Source organism: Mesorhizobium sp. M0910 (assembly GCF_040319465.1).
GTDB lineage: Bacteria > Pseudomonadota > Alphaproteobacteria > Rhizobiales > Rhizobiaceae > Mesorhizobium.
This window is the reverse complement of sequence record NZ_JAMYNZ010000011.1, coordinates 145,021-162,837: the sequence shown is the minus strand read 5'-3', so window position 1 is coordinate 162,837 and position 17,817 is coordinate 145,021. Positions and strand designations below refer to the sequence as shown.

Annotated in this window: 16 protein-coding genes; 8 read left to right on the top strand and 8 right to left on the bottom strand. The window is 60.3% G+C overall.

Going from position 1 to position 17,817, the window contains the following annotated elements; all coding sequences use genetic code 11:
• Nucleotides 1-12 precede the first annotated feature (12 nt).
• On the bottom strand, nt 13-834 hold the full coding sequence (locus NKH78_RS25210) for an ABC transporter permease (RefSeq protein ID WP_352507220.1): 822 nt from the start codon (nt 832-834) through the stop codon (nt 13-15).
• Nucleotides 831-1,709: an ABC transporter permease gene (locus NKH78_RS25205; RefSeq protein WP_254819522.1), complete on the bottom strand. Its 879-nt coding sequence runs from the start codon at nt 1,707-1,709 to the stop codon at nt 831-833. Before NKH78_RS25205 ends, NKH78_RS25210 begins: the two co-directional genes overlap by 4 nt.
• A gap of 252 nt (nt 1,710-1,961) precedes the next feature.
• Between NKH78_RS25205 and NKH78_RS25200 the strand changes: the two genes are divergently transcribed.
• The 6 genes from NKH78_RS25200 (at nt 1,962) to NKH78_RS25175 (ending at nt 8,918) form a co-directional block, all read left to right on the top strand.
• The gene (locus tag NKH78_RS25200) at nt 1,962-2,888 is read left to right on the top strand and encodes an ArsR/SmtB family transcription factor (RefSeq protein WP_352507219.1); all 927 of its coding nucleotides are present in this window, start codon (nt 1,962-1,964) and stop codon (nt 2,886-2,888) included.
• A 185-nt stretch (nt 2,889-3,073) separates the two neighbouring features.
• On the top strand, nt 3,074-4,585 hold the full coding sequence (gene arfA / locus NKH78_RS25195) for an arabinosylfuranosidase ArfA (RefSeq protein WP_352778028.1): 1,512 nt from the start codon (nt 3,074-3,076) through the stop codon (nt 4,583-4,585).
• Nucleotides 4,586-4,634: 49 nt separating this feature from the next.
• Complete coding sequence (locus NKH78_RS25190) at nt 4,635-5,726, top strand: ABC transporter ATP-binding protein (protein ID WP_352737325.1); 1,092 nt, start codon at nt 4,635-4,637, stop codon at nt 5,724-5,726.
• Between the two features lies 1 nt (nt 5,727).
• Nucleotides 5,728-6,663: a carbohydrate ABC transporter permease gene (locus tag NKH78_RS25185; RefSeq protein WP_352737326.1), complete on the top strand. Its 936-nt coding sequence runs from the start codon at nt 5,728-5,730 to the stop codon at nt 6,661-6,663.
• Nucleotides 6,660-7,505, top strand: coding sequence for a carbohydrate ABC transporter permease (locus tag NKH78_RS25180; protein WP_352475707.1), 846 nt, complete (start codon nt 6,660-6,662; stop codon nt 7,503-7,505). The genes NKH78_RS25185 and NKH78_RS25180 overlap by 4 nt, the downstream gene beginning before the upstream one ends.
• A gap of 93 nt (nt 7,506-7,598) precedes the next feature.
• Nucleotides 7,599-8,918, top strand: coding sequence for an ABC transporter substrate-binding protein (locus NKH78_RS25175; protein WP_352737327.1), 1,320 nt, complete (start codon nt 7,599-7,601; stop codon nt 8,916-8,918).
• Between the two features lie 183 nt (nt 8,919-9,101).
• Here the strand turns inward: NKH78_RS25175 and minE are convergent, their stop codons facing one another.
• From minE to minC, 3 genes are read right to left on the bottom strand one after another with little or no spacing between them, the layout of a single operon-like run.
• The gene (gene minE / locus NKH78_RS25170; RefSeq protein ID WP_023677151.1) at nt 9,102-9,374 is read right to left on the bottom strand and encodes a cell division topological specificity factor MinE; all 273 of its coding nucleotides are present in this window, start codon (nt 9,372-9,374) and stop codon (nt 9,102-9,104) included.
• A complete protein-coding gene (minD, locus tag NKH78_RS25165; protein ID WP_254819515.1) occupies nt 9,371-10,186 on the bottom strand; it encodes a septum site-determining protein MinD in 816 nt (271 codons plus the stop codon). The genes minE and minD overlap by 4 nt, the downstream gene beginning before the upstream one ends.
• A gap of 19 nt (nt 10,187-10,205) precedes the next feature.
• Entirely contained in the window at nt 10,206-10,925 is a 720-nt protein-coding gene (gene minC / locus NKH78_RS25160) for a septum site-determining protein MinC (protein WP_352737328.1), read from the bottom strand.
• Between the two features lie 239 nt (nt 10,926-11,164).
• Here minC and NKH78_RS25155 point away from each other — a divergent pair, with 239 nt between their 5' ends.
• Nucleotides 11,165-12,025 (top strand): alpha/beta hydrolase, encoded by an 861-nt coding sequence (locus NKH78_RS25155; RefSeq protein ID WP_352507211.1) that lies wholly within the window; start codon nt 11,165-11,167, stop codon nt 12,023-12,025.
• A 93-nt stretch (nt 12,026-12,118) separates the two neighbouring features.
• Here the strand turns inward: NKH78_RS25155 and NKH78_RS25150 are convergent, their stop codons facing one another.
• Complete coding sequence (locus tag NKH78_RS25150; RefSeq protein ID WP_352507210.1) at nt 12,119-13,225, bottom strand: glycosyltransferase; 1,107 nt, start codon at nt 13,223-13,225, stop codon at nt 12,119-12,121.
• An 8-nt stretch (nt 13,226-13,233) separates the two neighbouring features.
• Nucleotides 13,234-14,784 (bottom strand): GumC family protein, encoded by a 1,551-nt coding sequence (locus tag NKH78_RS25145; RefSeq protein ID WP_352507209.1) that lies wholly within the window; start codon nt 14,782-14,784, stop codon nt 13,234-13,236.
• Between NKH78_RS25145 and NKH78_RS25140 the strand changes: the two genes are divergently transcribed.
• Nucleotides 14,783-16,228, top strand: a complete 1,446-nt coding sequence (locus tag NKH78_RS25140; RefSeq protein WP_352507208.1) for a VpsF family polysaccharide biosynthesis protein — start codon at nt 14,783-14,785, stop codon at nt 16,226-16,228. The genes NKH78_RS25145 and NKH78_RS25140 overlap by 2 nt on opposite strands.
• A gap of 19 nt (nt 16,229-16,247) precedes the next feature.
• Here the strand turns inward: NKH78_RS25140 and NKH78_RS25135 are convergent, their stop codons facing one another.
• Nucleotides 16,248-17,690 (bottom strand): glucosamine inositolphosphorylceramide transferase family protein, encoded by a 1,443-nt coding sequence (locus tag NKH78_RS25135; RefSeq protein ID WP_352689625.1) that lies wholly within the window; start codon nt 17,688-17,690, stop codon nt 16,248-16,250.
• Nucleotides 17,691-17,817: the final 127 nt, after the last annotated feature.

The following is a 17,817-nucleotide window of genomic DNA, read 5'->3' as shown; positions in this document are numbered from 1 at the left end:
CCATTTTCATTTTCACTTGCCTGCCTTGAACCAGGTGAGGCTTTGCAGGATGAGCCCGCCAGCCAAGGGAATGCCGACCGTCAAAAGGATCATGACGGTTCCGAGCGCGTTCACCTCGGGGCTGATCGAGATCTTCAGCATCGAAAGGATTTGCGTCGGCATGGTCTCGACGCCCGCCGGCCGCCAGAACAGGCTGGCCGAAGTGTTGTCGAACGAAATGGTGAAAGCGAGCAGGACGCTGGCAAGCACTGCGGGAATGAGCAGCGGCAGCGTAATCTCGCGGAATGTCGACACACGCGGCGCCCCGAGCGACAGCGCCGCCTCCTCATAGGAACGCTTTATGCCGACCATGCGCGCCTGGACGATCAGCACCACGTAGGGGAGCGTGAGCAGAATGTGGCCGAGCACCAGCAGCGTCATGCTGCGCGGCTGGTCGACGGCTTTGATCATGACCAGCAGGCCGACGCCGAGTATCGTTTCGGGGACCAGCGCGGGAAGAATGACAAGCGTGTTGATCACCTGCTTGCCACGAAACTCGAAGCGCACCAGCGCTAATGCCGCCATGATGCCGAGCAGTGTCGTCACCGTTGCCGTTACCAGGGCAATCCACATCGATGTCCGGAAGGCGTCGAGAACCGGCTCGTTGGTGAGCAGCTTCTCATACCACCGCAGGCTGAAGCCGGTGAGGGGAAAGCCGCCGAACATCGAGGCGTTGAAGGAAAGCACGACCGTGGCGAGGATCGGCGCAAACATGAAGATGTAGACGCACACCGTGATCGCGCCGGTCAGCCGCCAGGCCCATCTGCCTTCGCGATCGGGATGATCCGCTCTCATGCGCTGAGGCCCTTCATGATCTGCGACAGGCCCATATAGCGGCTGTAGGCGGCCGCGGCGGCGCCGAGCAGGACGAACAGGACGATGGAAAGCGTTGCCCCCATCGGCCAATTGAGCTGCCCCATAATGGTATCGTAAATCAGGTTGCCGAACAGCGCATCGCGGCTACCGCCGAGCAACTGCGGCGTCACATAGGAACCGGCCGCCAGCACGAAGCAGAGCAGCAGCCCAGCGCCCAGCCCCGGCATCGATAGTGGCAAGGTCACTTCGCGGAACGCCTGCGCGCTGGTACAGCCCATCGAGCGCGCGGCGGCGATCAGCGTGCGGTCGATGCTTTCCAGGCTGACATAGACGTTCAGGATCATGTAGGGCAGCAGAAAATGCAACAGCCCCATGATGACGGCGCCCTCGGTGTAGAGCATCGGCAACGGCTCGTTGATGACGCCCAGCCTGATGAGCGCCACGTTGATCAGCCCCTGTTCGCCGAGGATGTGGATCCACGAGAACGTCCGGATGGTGAAGCTGATCCAGAACGGCACGATGAGCAGCAGCAACAGCAGCCATTTGTGCCTGAAGGTCGTGGCCCAGATGAAATAGGCGGGGAAATAGCCAAGGATCGCGCAGATCACCGCGGTGATGGCGCCGACGCGAACGGTCTTCCAAAGAAAGCCGTGATAGTAGCTGTCGGTGAGGAATTCCTTCCAGTTATCGAAGGTCAGCACCGCCGACTCAACTCCGGCGGTGACGAAGGTGAAAAACGTGTAGACCGTCATCATCGCGATCGGCAGCAGCAGAAGCAGGGTAAGCAGTATAAGCACAGGCGCGACGAGGACCCAGGCCAGTCGCTGATCGTATAATTTCCACCCTTTGGTCACGACCCGTCCACACCAATTTATGTGCAAGCCGCCATCACCGGGGCTCGGCTCGGGACTAGATTGGGCGATCGGCGTTCAGGTGTCCACTCTGCATGTGACTCCAGCACAAACTCTGTGCAGGGCCACCGGTTGACCCTCGCCCTGCCGGATTCAACAAATTGCCCGGCGTTCCGCCTGCGCATTGATTAAATCAGCTATCTCGATATACAGGGTAAATTTCGAATATGGATTTCGCGTGGGCCGGGCAATTTCATGAGTCGCAATTTTCTGGTGATTGAACCTGAGGAAGGCATTGCCGTGCTCAAAGGGCTTGCCTCCTCGGCGCGGATCTCGATGCTGAAACTGCTGCATGAAAAGGGGCCGATGAATATCAACGAAATCGCCGCCGTGCTGTCGCTGCCGCAGTCGACCGTCTCAACCAACATCCAGGTGCTGGAGGATGCGGGGCTGATCCGAACCGAGAACCTGAAAGCGAAGAAAGGCAGTCAGAAAATCTGTTATCCGACGGCCGAAGAAGTGCTTGTCGTGTTCAAGAGCGAATACCGTGCGGTCAAGAACGATGCGATCGAAGTGTCGATGCCGATCGGGCTTTACACCGGCTTTGAGGTTACCGCGCCCTGCGGCCTTTGTTCGCCGGACGGCATCATCGGCTTGCTCGATGTGCCGAACACTTTCCTTGATCCGGATCGCATGAAAGCCGGTTTGCTGTGGTTCACGCGCGGTTTTGTCGAATACCAGTTCCCCAACAATGCCAAGCTCGCCAATGCCGAGATCACCGGACTCGAAGTGGCGATAGAGCTGTCTTCGGAAGTGCCGGGCACCAGCGCCGATTGGCCCTCGGACATCACGCTGACGATCAATGGTGTCGATGTCGGCACCTGGACGTCGCCGGGGGATTTCGGCGACAAGCGCGGCGTCTTCACGCCCTCCTGGTGGAAGCTCAAGGGCTCGCAATACGGCAAGCTGAAGAACTGGCGAATTGCCAATGACGGCACCTATGTCGACGGTCTCAGGATTTCCGAAACCGGCCTCGCCGCTCTCGATCTGAAGAGCCATCATTCAATCCGCGTCCGTATCGGCGTCAAGGACGACGCCGAGCGCCCCGGCGGGATCAACATTTTCGGCAAGGGCTTTGGAAACTACGATCAGGACATTCTGCTCAGGATCAAAACTGGTTGATATCATGAAATCGGGTTCTGAAGATAACGCAGCAACTTCAACTGTTTGGCTTTCTGCTGTGCCAAAGCGTTGGTCTAATTGTCCTACATTTGGGCATTTTTGACTTGACGAAGGGTTGCCAGTTCCTCTTTGATATCGGGCAAGGTGATTTAAATCATCATTTGTGATATCGATGGGAGGAATGCATGAAGGCAGCCGTTACGGCACATCCGCATTTTGTTGTCTCGGAGATCGATCCGAGACTCTACGGATCCTTCATCGAGCATCTCGGGCGGGCAGTTTACACCGGCATCTATGAGCCCGGCCATCCGACAGCGGATGCCAACGGCATGCGTCAGGACGTCATCGATCTCGTCAGGGAACTCAATGTTCCGATCGTCCGCTATCCCGGCGGCAATTTCGTCTCAGCCTACAATTGGGAAGACGGCATTGGCCCCAAGGAAGAGCGCCCGGTGCGGCTCGACCTCGCCTGGCATACGTCGGAAAGCAACGAAGTCGGCCTGCATGAATTTGCCGATTGGTGCACCTGCGCCAACACCGAGATGATGCTTGCCGTCAATCTCGGCTCGCGCGGCCTCGACGAAGCCCGCAACCTGCTGGAGTACGCTAACCATCCCGGCGGCAGCAAATGGAGCGACAAGCGCATCGCCAACGGCCGCAAGGAGCCCTTCGACGTCAAGCTCTGGTGCCTCGGCAATGAAATGGATGGCCCCTGGCAGATCGGCCACAAGACCGCGGACGAGTATGGCCGCTTGGCGCATGAGACGGCCAAGGCCATGCGCGCCTTCTCCAAGTCACTCGAACTGGTGGTCTGCGGCTCTTCGAACGCCAAGATGCCCACCTACCCTGAATGGGAAGCGACGGTTCTCGACCATACCTACAACGAGGTCGACTACATCTCGCTGCACATGTATTTCGACAACGAAGCCAACGACGCTCCGAACTATCTCGCCATGAGCGAAAAGCTCGACGCCTACATTGTCTCGGTCGCCGGCGTCATCGACTATATCAAGGCCAAGAAGCGCTCCAACAAGCAGGTTTACATCTCGTTCGACGAATGGAACGTCTGGTACCATTCCAAGGAGCAGGACAAGAAGATACTCGGCGGCAGCGACGGTTGGCCGTTCGCCCCGCCGTTGCTCGAAGACATCTATAATTTCGAGGATGTGCTGCAGGTCGGCCTGATCCTCAACACCTTCATCCGCCGTTCCGACGTCGTCAAGATCGCCTGCCTGGCACAACTGGTCAACGTCATCGCGCCGATCATGACCGTTCCGAATGGCCCGGCATGGCGGCAGACGATTTTTTATCCCTATCTGTTTGCTTCTAACTATGGCCGCGGCAATGCGCTGGATCTCAAGGTGGAAAGCCCGACCTACAAATCCAGCGTTACGGGCGACGTCGCCTATGTCGATGTTGCCGGCGTGCACGACAGGCAAACCGGCCACGTCACCTTCTTCGCCGTCAACCGCCATTCGAGCGAGGCAATCGAAACAGTGGTCGACCTCTCCGGCTTCGGCGCGGCGGAGATCGTCGATCACCAGGTGATGGCACACGCCGATCTGAAAGCCGTCAATTCGGCCGAAAACCCTGGCAATGTCAGCCCCAGGAAGGGTGAGGGCGCCGCAGTCGCCGGCGGCAAACTAAACCTGTCGCTGCCGGCGTATTCCTATCAGTTCATACGCCTGAGGCTCTGAGTTCGGGCGGATCATCGAGAAAGCGCAAACGCTGAGGAGGAGCGTCGACGTGACGGCCGATATCGAGATCAGGAACGTGAGCAAGCAGTTCGGTGCCATGACGGTGCTGGATCATCTGTCGCTCTCCATAAGGGCACGCGAATTCATCGTGTTCCTGGGGCCGTCCGGCTGCGGAAAATCGACGCTTCTTCGGATGATCGCCGGTCTTGAAGCTGTCGATAGCGGCGAGATTGCCATCAACAACGAGCGCATCGATCATCTGCCGCCGGGCAAGCGCGGCATTGCGATGGTGTTCCAGTCCTATGCGCTTTATCCGCATATGACGGTGCGCGACAACATGGCCTTCGGCCTTGCGAATATCGGCGTACCAGGCAAGGTCATCGAGGCGCGCATCAACGAAGCCGCCCGCATCCTCGAAATGGCGCATCTGCTCGATCGCAAGCCGGGCCAGCTCTCCGGCGGTCAGCGGCAGCGCGTCGCGATCGGCCGTGCGATCGTCAAGGAGCCGAAGGCCTTCCTGTTCGACGAGCCGCTCTCCAATCTCGATGCGGCGCTGCGCACCCGAACCCGCATCGAGCTTGCCCAGCTTCACCAGCGGCTGCAATCGACGATGATCTTCGTCACCCACGACCAGGTCGAGGCAATGACGCTGGCCGACCGCATTGTCGTCATGAACAATCGCAAGATCGACCAGATCGGTACCCCTATGGAGATCTACGAACGCCCGGCGACCAAATTCGTCGCGGGTTTCGTCGGTGCGCCGGCGATGAACTTCGTCGATGCGATACTCGACAGATCGGGCAAGAACGCCACGGCCAGATTTGCGGACGGCATCTCGGTGCAGACCGAGATCGCCTCCAGCCAATTGACCGACGGCAACTACACTTTCGGCATCCGTTCGGAAGACGTGCGCATCGTTGCCGCCGGACAGGGCAATGCCGACGGCGTCGTCGATGTGCTCGAGCGGCTCGGCGAACGCACCCTGATCTACGCGCGGCTGGGCGATGGCCAGCAGATCGTCGGCTCCGATGCCGGCAACAGCCGCGTCGCCGTCGGCGACAGAATCGGGCTCGCCTTCGACGGCCAGAAATCGCATCTGTTCAACGAGACCGGCCGCGCCTGGCATGCGAGGGAGGCCTGAGATGGTTGACCGGCTGGCGACGTCCCCGACCGCGACGCTTGCTGTCGGCGTCAGAGCCCCTACCGCCGACATCTATGCGCCGCAATGGCGAAACTTCATTTTCGTTGCGCCATTCTTGTTCTTCTTCACCACGCTGCTGCTCTTCCCGCTGCTCTGGGGGATGTGGCTGAGTTTCCACAAGGCCGACACGTTTTCGTCCGGAAATTTTGTCGGTCTCGGCAATTACGCCAGGCTGTATCACGACAAGGTCTTCCTGCAATCGATCTGGAACACCTTCTACTTCGTGCTTCTGACGGTGCCGACGCTGGCGCTGATCGGGCTTTTCCTGGCGCTTTGCCTCAACCGCCGCACGCGCACTGCCGCGGTTTTGCGGACGCTGTTCTTTTCCTCGTCGGTGCTGTCGGTCACCATCGTCACGCTGATCTGGCGCATCGTCTTCATTCCGAATGTCGGCCTGTTGTCGACGATCTACGGATGGTTCGGCGCAACCGCACCGGCCTTCATTTCCGATCCCAGCCTTGCGATGATCGGCATTGCCATTGCCACCATCTGGTGGTGCATCGGCCTGCCGATGATGCTCTTTCTCTCGGCGCTCCAGCAGATTCCACAGGATATTTACGAGGCGGCAGCGCTGGACAATGCCAACCGCTGGCAGACGCTACGCTCGATCACGCTGCCGTCGATCAAGCGGACCTTCATCCTGGTGATCATCATCCAGATCGTGCTGCAATTCCAGCTGTTCGGCCAGGCCTGGCTGATGACGCGCGGCGGTCCGAACAACCTGACCAAGCCGATCGTGCTCTACATCTACGATACCGCATTCCGTCGCTGGGATCTCGGCCTGGGCGCCGCGGCATCGGAAATCCTGTTCATCCTCATCCTGGTCGCGGCCATGGCCCAGTACCTGGTGACACGCAGCAGGGGAGACCAGGCATGAGCGCCACAGCTTCCATCAAGGGCCGGGCATTTGGCGACCATTTGTTATTGGCCCTGGTCATCCTGCTTTCGATCGTCATGATCGCGCCGGTTCTGTGGGTCATCGGCCTGTCGCTCAAGGACAATACGGAGCTGATGGCCGATCCGAATTCGGTGTTTCACGCGCCCTATACGCTGAAGAACTACATCAACACCGTCGGCACCTCGTCGGTATTTATCTGGGTGCGCAACAGCATCATCGTCTCGGGCGGGTTGACGCTCGGCACGTTGATCCTGTCGTCGCTCGCCGGCTACGGCTTTGCGCGGCTGAATTTCCCCGGCCGAGATGTGCTGTTCGTGATCGTGCTGTTCGGCCTGGCGGTTCCGGAACAGGCGGTGCTTGTCGCCCGCCACCAGATCTTCAGCATGCTGAAGTTCCACAACACCTATCAAGGGCTCATTCTGCCGGGCCTTTCGGCTCCGTTCGGCGTCTTCCTGATGACCCAGTATTTCAAGGCCATCCCGAAGGAGCTGGACGAAGCCGCCATGCTCGATAACGCCAGCCGGCTCAGGATTTTCTGGAAGGTGCTTCTGCCGCTCACGCTGCCTGCGCAGGCGACGCTCGGCATCTTCACCTTTCTCGGCGCGTGGAACGACTACTTCTGGCCGCTGATTTCGGCGACGAGGAAGGACATGTTCACGCTGACGGTCGGCATGGCCTCGACCCAGACCAATTTCGCCCAGTCCGAAGGCATCGGCTTCCTGATGGCGCAGGCGGTGTTCGCCGGTGCCCCGATCCTGATCGTCTACCTGTTCTTCCAGAAATACATCGTCACGGCGGTCTCCGGCGCTGCGGTGAGATAACGAAGCTAGCCTGCCGGCCGGGGAATGCGCAGCGATTGAAGCACGAAAGCCAATCCAGGGTGGAGCGGCGGAAACTCAGTAGGAGGAACTGATATGAAACTGAAGAAAATACTGTTTGCCGCAGTCTCTGCGGGCGCAATGCTGCTCGCAGCTCCAAGCTTCGCGGCCACGGAACTGAGCGTGCAGCGCTTTTTCGGCGCCTGCGATGCCGATTTTGGCACCAACACCGATGCCACCAAGGCCGTTGGCGAATGCGGCATCATTACCTCGCTGATCAACAAGTTCAACGCCGACAATCCCGATGTCCACGTCAACGTCACCACCGTGGAATGGCCCGGCTATGATCAGCTGACCGCCCAGTTCGCTTCAGGCGACGCTCCGGACATCGTCACGATCCATGAATCCGTACTGTCGGATTATCAGTCGAAGGGCCTGTTGATGCCGCTCGACGATCTCTTGAAGTCGGTCGGCGTGACACCCGACGCTTTCACCGACGCGGCACGCAATGGCGCCACCAAAGACGGCAAGATTTATGGCCTGCCGATCGACAGCTGGACGATGCTCTATCACGTCAACATGGATCTTTTCAAACAAGCCGGCCTCGTCAATGCCGACGGCACGCCGATTTTTCCAAAGTCGCCCGAGGAACTGCTCGCCCAGGCCGAACAGTTCAAGCAGAAGACGGGCAAGCCTTATTTCGTCCAGAACCTGGCCAATGAGACTGCACTCTACACACGCAACCTCTACACCTATCTTTTCCAGCAGGATTCCGATTTCTTTGCCGATCCGAAGCATGTGAAATTGAATACGCCGGAAGCCAAGAAGGTCGTCGAGATGTACAAGGCGATCCTCGAGAAGGGCTACACCACCAAGGATCTCGACTATGGCGGCTCGATCAACGCCTTCCTTGCCGGCGAGGGTGGCGTCCATCTCAACGGTACGTGGGTGGTCGGCGATTACAACGCCCAGTCCGAGACCAAGGGGACGGCCCTCAACAAGGGCGGATATGCGGTCTATCCGTATCCGCAGCTGTTTGGCGGCGCCCATGCGCAATATGCCGACGGCCACACCTGGGCCGTTTCGCAGAAAGACCGCACGCCTGAACAGATCGCGGCTATCGGTAAATTCCTGAAGTTCTTCGCCGACAACGACTTCGAATGGTCGCGCACCGGCCACTTGCCGGCCTACAAGGCCGTCATCACTTCGGACGCCTTCAAGGCACTGCCGCATCGCAACACGATCTCTGCGGTCGCTGATCTCGGCAAGCCGCTGCCGTCCGCCGTACAGCGTCAGTTTGCGATCCAGGACATTATTGGCGAAGAGATGAGTGCAGCAATCAGTGGCCAGAAGGACGTCGACACCGCCCTTGCCGACATGGAAAGCCGCGTCAACGAATTGCTCGCCAACATTTGACCACGGGTTTCGAAAGGCCCTCCCAAGGCCCCCCGCGGCTGGAAACGGCCGCGGGGTTTTGGTGAGGGAATGGTTACTGTCCTAGACTTGCGAGAACTTGCCGGTGGCGACCGGCTCAAGCACACCAACCACGGCGCCGCAATTTCGGCAGCAGCCGACGCAAGCCCTGACTGGAGGGTTTCGTTAGAACGCCGCGGCCATGGGCATTGCGACTTTGTTGGGGATCTGGATGTCGATCTCCAATCTCGACGTCGTTTCGCCGTGATCCATGCTTACCTGCAGGAAATCCTGGTCGACCTGAACATGCCGGGCGATCACCGCCATGATCTCCTCGCGCAACACGGAGACGAGATCGGGCTGGTTGCGGCTTCGACGCTCGTAAGCCAACAGCAGTTGCAAGCGCTCGCGCGCCACGGGCGCGCTGCCGCGGCGCTTGAAGATATCGAGCAGGTTCATGCTGCCCTCCTTCCCAACAGCCGGTCGAGGAGGCCCCTCCGTTCGAAAGGCAGAATGACCGGCAGGTCCTCGCCCTCGAGTCTTCTTGCCGCGTCGATATAGGCGCGTGCGGCGGGGTTGGTGTTTTCGCTGAGGGTAACCGGCGCGCCCACATTGGATGCGCGCAGCACGTCCTGGCTCTCGGGAATTATTCCCAGCAGAGGCGTGGACAGGATCTCGAGAACGTCATCAATGCTGAGCATCTCGCCGCGGGCAGCGCGGGCAGCGTCGTAGCGCGTGACGAGGACGTGTTTGGCAATCGATTCACCTTGCTCTGCTTTCATCGTCCTGGAGTCGAGCAGGCCGATGATGCGATCGGAATCGCGGACCGAGCTCACTTCCGGGTTGGTAACGATTACCGCCTCGTCGGCAAAGCGCATGGCAAGTTGCGCGCCCCGCTCTATGCCGGCCGGGCTGTCGCAGAAGACGTAGTCGAAAACCGATCGGAGCTTGTCGATGACGTCGGCGACGCCTTCCTCGGTGAGAGCATCCTTGTCGCGCGTTTGCGAGGCCGGCAGCAGGAACAGCGTTTCGAGCCGCTTGTCACGGATCAGCGCCTGCGAGAGCTTGGCGGTTCCCTGAATGACGTTGACGATATCGAAAACAACGCGCCGCTCGGCGCCCATGATCAGATCGAGGTTGCGCAGGCCGACATCGAAGTCGACGAGGGCCACCCGCTTGCCGGTTTTCGCGACCGCGGCGCCGAGAGCGGCCGTCGAGGTCGTCTTGCCGACACCCCCTTTGCCGGATGTGACAACCACTACCTTGCCCATATTTGTGCCTCCAATGTTGTTAGTTGAGCGGTGCGACGCAAAGTGCGCCGTCCTCGAGAAAGGCCTGTACCGGCCTTCCTCGCGAGGAGGCGTCCATCTCCTCGGCGGTGCGGTACCAGCCGTCTACCGCCAGAAGTTCGGCTTCATTTTTCCGGCAAAAGATGCGAGCTGCGGAATTTCCCGTGGCGCCGGCGAAGGCACGTCCACGCAACGTGCCGTAGACGTGGATCGATCCTCCGGCGATGATCTCGGATCCGGAACTGACGGAGCCGACAATGACCACGTCGCCATCGGGGTGAAAGATCGACTGGCCGGAGCGGATCGGTGCCTTGATCATCAATGAGTTCGGCGCCTGCGGCTCTTCCGTCTTGGCCTCAGCGGCGGCCTTCGGGTTCGGCTGCGCGTAAAGCGTATCAGCGGTGGCCTCCTTGGTGCCAACGAGGAGCGGCGGCAGATCGGCATCAAGAGCAACATTGCCATTGGCCTCGATCGCGTAAATGCGAATCCCGCGCTCCGCGAGTTGTGAGAGCAGATCCCGCATCTCGCCCACCTCGGGCTTGAACATAGTCAGATCGAGCACAACCGGGCGGCCGGCAAAGAAGCCGGGAGAGTTTTCGGTCCAGTGATCGAGGCTTTGCAGCCATTCCCCTAGCGGGGCCTCAGGGGTGAGGGTGAAGGCTACAAACGAGCGCGCTCGAAAGCGTATGGACTTGTTTTGGATGGGAGCGACGCAGGTCACAGAGGCGAGTCCTTACTGATTGGTTAAGGCTAGCCCGGCATGGTTAACGAAAAGTTAATGGCGGCTTCTCGAGGCCTTGGCGGAGGCATTCTTTTTGCCTCCGATCGTCCCGCCGGCGCCCTGCTTCCGGTGCACGACGAGGTCCTCCTCGCGGCTGCCTGGAGGCGCATCCAGTTCACGAGGTCGGCCGACCGGTATAAGATTGCCGTGAACGCCGGGCTTATTAAGGAGTTATCGGTTTGACAAGCGTTGCCAGGGGGTCTGTCGCAGATCGCGGTCGCGTTACCTATGACCTTGGCGCGACCGCCATCTTTGCTTCCAAATCAGACCCGCGCTTTCACTATTGCCTGTATGTGCCTCCCGCGGTTGGAGAAGGGGCCAAAGTCGACCTGATGGTTGCTGTCCATGGCACCGGCCGCACCTCTTTTCTTGGATTCCGCGACGCGTTTTCCGAGTTCGGACGCTGGAACGGCTGCGCCGTGTTGTGTCCGCTGTTTCCGATCGGCGTTCTCGGGGACGATGCCCGCAGCGGGTACAAATATATGCTCGAGGGCAACATACGCTACGATCAGGTGCTGCTCGCCATGATTGAGGAGGTCAGCGCCAAATACAGTCAGGATTGGAGCCGCTTTGCCATGTTCGGATTTTCCGGCGGCGGGCATTTCACGCATCGTTTTGCTATCCTGCATCCCGACAGGCTCTGGGCGGCCTCAATCGGCGCGCCAGGCTCGGTGACCTTACTCGATCCGACGCATGACTGGTGGGTGGGCATTCGCGATCTGCCGGAGAAGTTCGGCATCACCGTCGATGCCGCAGCGCTGGCAAAAGTGCCTTTCCAGATGATCATCGGCGACGCTGACCTGGAGACTTGGGAAATCACTCATGTCCAAGGCAGCACCCATTGGATGCCAGGCGCCAACGATGCCGGGCGAACACGGCCGGAACGCCTCAGGGCATTGTGTCGATCGTTCGAGGAGGCGGGTGCGCGCGTGCGTTTCGATTTGCTGCCAGGCGTATCTCATGAACGGGACGCGGTTCTCGATTCCGTCAAGGACTTCCTCGCCCAGCAACTCAAGGAACGACGGGACGCCTCACCATGAATCGTTGCGCTTCAGCTTGTGAAGAGATTACGGCAATCAAAACCCGACCGCGTCGATCGCATCCAACAGCGATCTGCTGGCCGTGCGCGACAACTAGAGCAACGCTTCGTAGCGATCGCCGATCTTGTCGACTGTGAAATCCAGCGCCCTGTTTCTCAGCACGGCAGCAGGGATGGGGTGATCCAGCATTTCGGCCATCGCCTTTGCCAGGGCTGCGGCATCACCGACCGGTACCAAGGTGCCGAAGCGGCCGTCACCGAGTATTTCGCGCGGGCCATGCGGAGCATCGGTAGAAATTACGGGGACACCTGCAGCCATGGCCTCGACCAACACGTTGCCAAAGCCTTCGCTCGTGGATGTAAGGACGAACAGATCGGCTGCGGCATAGCAAGCTGCGGGGTCGTTGACGTAGCCGGCAAAGAGCACGTGCGCGCCGATGCCGGTCTCTTCGGCATAGGCGTGCAATTCGGCAGCCAGCGGACCTTCGCCGAAGATGACAAGCCGGGCAGGGCGGCCGGCGCGCAGGGCAGCGAAGGCCCGCAGCAAAGTCCGGTGGTCCTTGACCGGCACCAGGCGTCCGGCGGTGGCGATGACCGGGCCATCGCCCATCGCCGCCAATGCTGCCTGCCAGGCATAAGAATTCCCCTGCGGTGCTTCAGCCGGCGGCAGCGGGTTGTTAATGACGACGACCTTGGATTCGGGAAAGCCGCGGGCGATGATGTCACGGCCGACACCCGCTGAAACGGCGATGGCTTTGGTTGCACGCGCTGCAACCAGCGCGGAAAGCCAGATCGCCAGCCTCGCGCCGAGGCCGCTGGCAGGCAGCGAGGCGGCGGCATGGAAACTTGGAAAGAATTTTGCCCGGCTTCTGGCCAACATGAGTGACAGCGCCATCACCAGATTGGCGAATTCCGGGGCGCTATAGACCGCATCAGGATCAAGGCGGCGGAACAAATTTGCGCTTCGCACGATGCCTTTCAGCGTCGCCGACTTGGCGTAACCCTCGCCGCGCAAGAGAAGGCCGAAGTCGACCAGATGCACGGCAGCGGAACGCAGCGCGGCGTTAGGGCCTTCCGCGTTCCAGGTAAAAAGCGTGACCTCGTGGCCACGCGACGCCAGTTCATTTGCCATCAGGACGAAAACACGTTCGGCGCCGCCGCCCCTCAGGCTGGCGATGTGGAAAACGATGCGCTTCGCCATGCCTTGCTTCAGGCTCGGCTGGCGGCAAGGCCTGATCGGTTCGGCGGCCGGCGCATGTCGCGGATGATGCCCATGCCGATGGCCAGCAGCATGCCCAGGGCAAAGCCTGCGAACGCTCCTGCGCCTGCCACCAGGGCAGTGCGCGGGGGCCATGAGCGCGCTGGCGGGGGCACCGCGGTCGAAATCACCTGTACGTTTGTGGTGTCGATCTGCTCGCGCTCGCTGATTTGGCGCGCACGTGACAGGAAGCTCTCATAGACCGCTCTCTTCGAGGCGGCATCGCGTTCAAGTTCACGCAGGGCGACTTCGGATTCGCTGTCGGTGAATACATTGCTCTTCAGATCGTTCATCCTCGCGTTGAGAGAAGCCAACGAGGCCTTGGCCTTGTCCAGGCTGGCCTTTGCCGTGCCGATGGTGCGGGAGAACTCGGCCCGGAGTTGCGAGTTGACGGTCTCGAGTTCCGTCCTGAGCCTGACAATCGTCGGGTGGCGCGGACCGAAGGTCATCGACTGTGAATCGATCTGCTGCCGCAGGCTGTTTGACCTGTCGCGCAGCGCCGCGAGCGCTTCCGAAACCGTGGGGTCGGGATTGGCCCCGTTGATACCGGAGGCAACCAGGGCGTCGTAGCTTGCCTGCGCGGCGATGACACGCGATTGCGCATCGACGATTTCGCCATTGAGCTGCGTCAGCGTCTGCGAACTGACGAGCTGCCCATTGCTGGACGACAGGTTGTGGCTGCGCCTGTAGCTCTCGACCTTCTCTTCGGCTGCCTGCACGTCGCTCTTGAGTTGGCCAAGCCGGCTGTCAAGGGCAGCCGCGGCACGGCTGGCGCCGGCAGCTTCCGCCTTAGCCAGTTCTTCCTGGAAGTTTTTGACTATGGCCTGCGAGATCAGGATCGCCTTGGCGGTGGTTTCCGCAGATACCGAGAGGGTTGTGACAAACGAGGTCGGATCCGCGATGGCGTCTACCCGGTCCGCCAGGTTCTTCAAGGCGATGAGCCTCGGGTCGGGCTTCGCCACAGCGCCGGACGAGGATGTGCTCCGGTCCGGATCGAAGAATTCCGGATCGTGAGTCAGATTCAGTTCGTCCACCACACGGGAAAGCACGTTGCCCGAGGTCAGGATACGCTGCTTGCTGCGTGTGCTGAGCAGCTGGCTATCGACCTGGCCCGGTTGCGAGTAGAGGTCGTTTTCCACAACCTGCAAATTGGAAGGGTTGATGAGGACCTCCGTCGTGACGGTGTAACGCTGCTTGCTCAGCAATGCATAGGCGCCGCCGACAATGCCGCCGATTACCGCCAGCATGAACGCCAGGGCGAGGCCGGCCCGCAGCCAGACGAACAGGCGTCGAAAATCGAGCTCGAGAAAATCGCCGATCTTGTCCAGGGTCACCGTGGCGACAGGCTCCGGAGGTTGCGGCGTCACCGGTGCGGAGCTTAGCGCCGCGACTGGGCCATGCTGTTGCAGCAATGCCCTGCGCCGTGCATTGGCAATACGCTCGAATGCACTGTTATTGGAAGCCGTCGCGGAGATAGGGGGTGTGCCGGAACCGGCAGGCATGGTGACAACCCTTGTTAAATCATTACGCTTGGCCTGCTCTACAGAAACATCGTTAACATCTTATTTTCCAAGTTGGCCCATTTTGCCGTTCACACGGTCCGCTTGGCGGACGCTGAAGGGATTCGTTGCCCAGAATGCCGTTCGAATATCGCCATTTGGATGGGCCATGAGCTATCCCGCTGCCACTTCGGAACGAGTGTTGTCCAGTCGAGCGCGCCGTCAGAACGCGCTGTCGCTGCTGTTTTTCCTATGTGCAGCGTTCGCGCTCCTGCTTCGCTTTACGGTGTCGCCGCAAGTGATGAACATGGTCGTCGACTATACGGCCCAGGGAGGCTCGTTCTACGAAAAGCTGCATTTCGGCACCTATGCGATCATCCTACTGCTTCCTATCGTTCTTTTCAGCCGGCCGTTTTTGCTGCACGGCGATGAAATTGGAATATTCAAGGCGTTGATCCGCTATTCGGTGCTGATGTTCGCGCTGGTGCCTTATTTGTTCGTTACCGGCCGTGCGGGCTCCTCCGGCTTCATCATCGATACCTATCTGGTGGCCGGCGCCACAGGCCTGCTGATGCTGGCATTGAATGCAGAGGTGCGGCGGGCGTTGGGAGACGTCGTGCTTGGAATGGCGGTCCTGAGCGCTGTCATCGGCACCATCGAGGCGGTGACTCAACATCGGTTGTTGCCCTATGGCTTGAACGAACTGCAATTCAGGCCAACTGGCCTGTCGGCTCATCCGCTGGCACTGGGCGCGCTCTGCGCCACGACCATCGGATTTGTGCCGCTGACGCACTGGCGCATTTGGGCGCGGGTGATGGCGATCTTGCTGTTATTCATCGGTTGCGCTGCGTCAGGCGCTCGCGCTGCGCTGATGCTCGCGACGGCGGAAATCCTCATTCTGCTGCTGTTCGTGCCCTGGCCGGGCCTATCGCTCAAATACGAGCGGCAGGCCAAATTTGTCGTACTGATGTTCACCGTCGCCGGTGGTGCGGTGCTCGTAGCTGTACTGTTTGCGGGCGGTCTGCTGAATCGGTTCAGCAACACCATCTTCGACGAAAACTTCATGGCCCGGGTGACCATTTACCAGGTGTTCGGACTAGTCAGCTGGAACGACATCCTGTTCGGCATGAACGTTGACGACCTGCTGGCGATCGTCAGGCAGAAGCTGCATCTGCCCTACATCGAAAGCGCGCCTGTGGTAATCATCTTGCTCTTCGGCCTGCCCATAGCCCTGCTGTTTACAGCGCTGATATTCTGGTTTGTCTTCCGGCTGCTGCGAGGGGCGCCGCTGCCGGCATGGATCGGCACCATAACGTTCTTGCTTGCTGCGCTGTCGAACAACGCGCTTTCGTCAAAAACGCCGGACATGACGATCATCGTGGTGTTGCTGCTTGCCTACAGGGACCAGTCTTCGGTCGCGGCATTGAAGCCGGCTGGATCTCGTTAAGCACGGGCCTCAAATCCGGTCAGCCGGCGCTGTCCACGACCTCGACACGTCCCGCGCGGTTGAGCGTGTGAATGCCCGCGCGGGCCCATGCCGGCCCCGGATCGATTGGGCGGGGCAGTTCGAAACGGATATCGAAATCATCAAGCCGATCCAGTCGCATTAACCCCAGGCCGCCACCATAGGCTCTTGAGCCGTTTTGCACCGGCAGCAGCAGCGAGCCCTCCTGGCGGATAAAGGCGCCGCCCGGCCGAGTGGCGGAGTGGTCGACCGCGACGGGATTGAGCGCGTGCGCAGCCCACGGCCCACGCAGCGCCGGGGCGGAATAGACCGCCATCGTGTCAGACGCGCTACCGTGACCGAACCGCTCAGTCCCCAACAGCCAGAAGCGGCCGTCGGATTCGAGCAGCGTGGCGTCGTTGAAATCCCTGTTCGTCATCAGCACCGTATCGCGTACCCAGCGATCCGGAAACTGCACGGCACGGTAGAGCACCAGTTCGCGCGCCGTAGCGCTTTCCGGGATCATGAAAATCTCGCCGGAGCGAGCGAACACCTGCGGATATGACAGGTGGTGTGCTTCCTCCAGCACCACCTTCGGCACGCCGAAAGTGCCGTCGGTGTCGAGTTCGGCTACCGAAATCACGCCGCGGCCCGTGGCATAGGGAAATTCCTCGACAAACAGAAAATGGCGGCCGTCGCGCTCGAGAACGAACGGATCGGCGTAGAAGCGCTGCCCGTCATCGGCAAGCACGGTGAACGGCTTACCGTCGAGTCGTCCGGTCTCGGCGACGCCTGGACCGTCGATCAGCCGGTAAGCAACCTGCCAATAGAAGGGGCGCCGACCACGTCGCAGTTTTTGCACCGCGCGGTCGACCATTCCCCTGCCGAAAAAGGGCAGATAGTGCCTGATAAATCCGCCTTTCTGCAGGGGCGGCGCCGGGCTCTCAATAATCGGCGCAAGTTTGCCCGCGGAAAAGCGGGCGACACATTGGGCGATCAGGGAGATGGCGCCGGCGAGCAGGTCGTTGCTGGTCCGGGAGAGCCATAGCCGATCGCTGATCATCGGCCGCGCCCTGGCGACGGCAACGCCGTCGAGGCGCGCGGTGAGTTCGGGCAACCGCCCGCTCGCCAGCATCTCGGTCATGCCCGCGGCAAAGCTGCTGTGGCCGCAAAATTCGAGCGTCAGGACAGGCGTGCCCCGTCGGGCGGCGATAGCGGTAAGATCGACTACAAGATCGACTGGGCCGGTATCGCCGGATCGCAACGGCTCGGAACGGCTTGCCAATGAGGGGCCGAAGCGCCGGCCCTCGAGCGCCAGCACATTATCCATTCCGCGCGCATTGGGTTCAGGCGTCGGCGCGCGGCTACTCGAAACCGCATGTCCAGCCGCACTCAACCGCGCCAGAAGCTCATTTTCCCAGCGCCGGGATGCGTCGGCGTGGCCGATGATTAAAATATTAGTCAATCCAATATATTCTTTTTCAAGACTACTACCGTAGACTACTTGTCAGCCCAACCTTTCACAAGAGTTAAGCCGGGAGAACGCGGCCTTGGTTGTTAATCATATATTAAGAATTGAGATCACGAAGGCG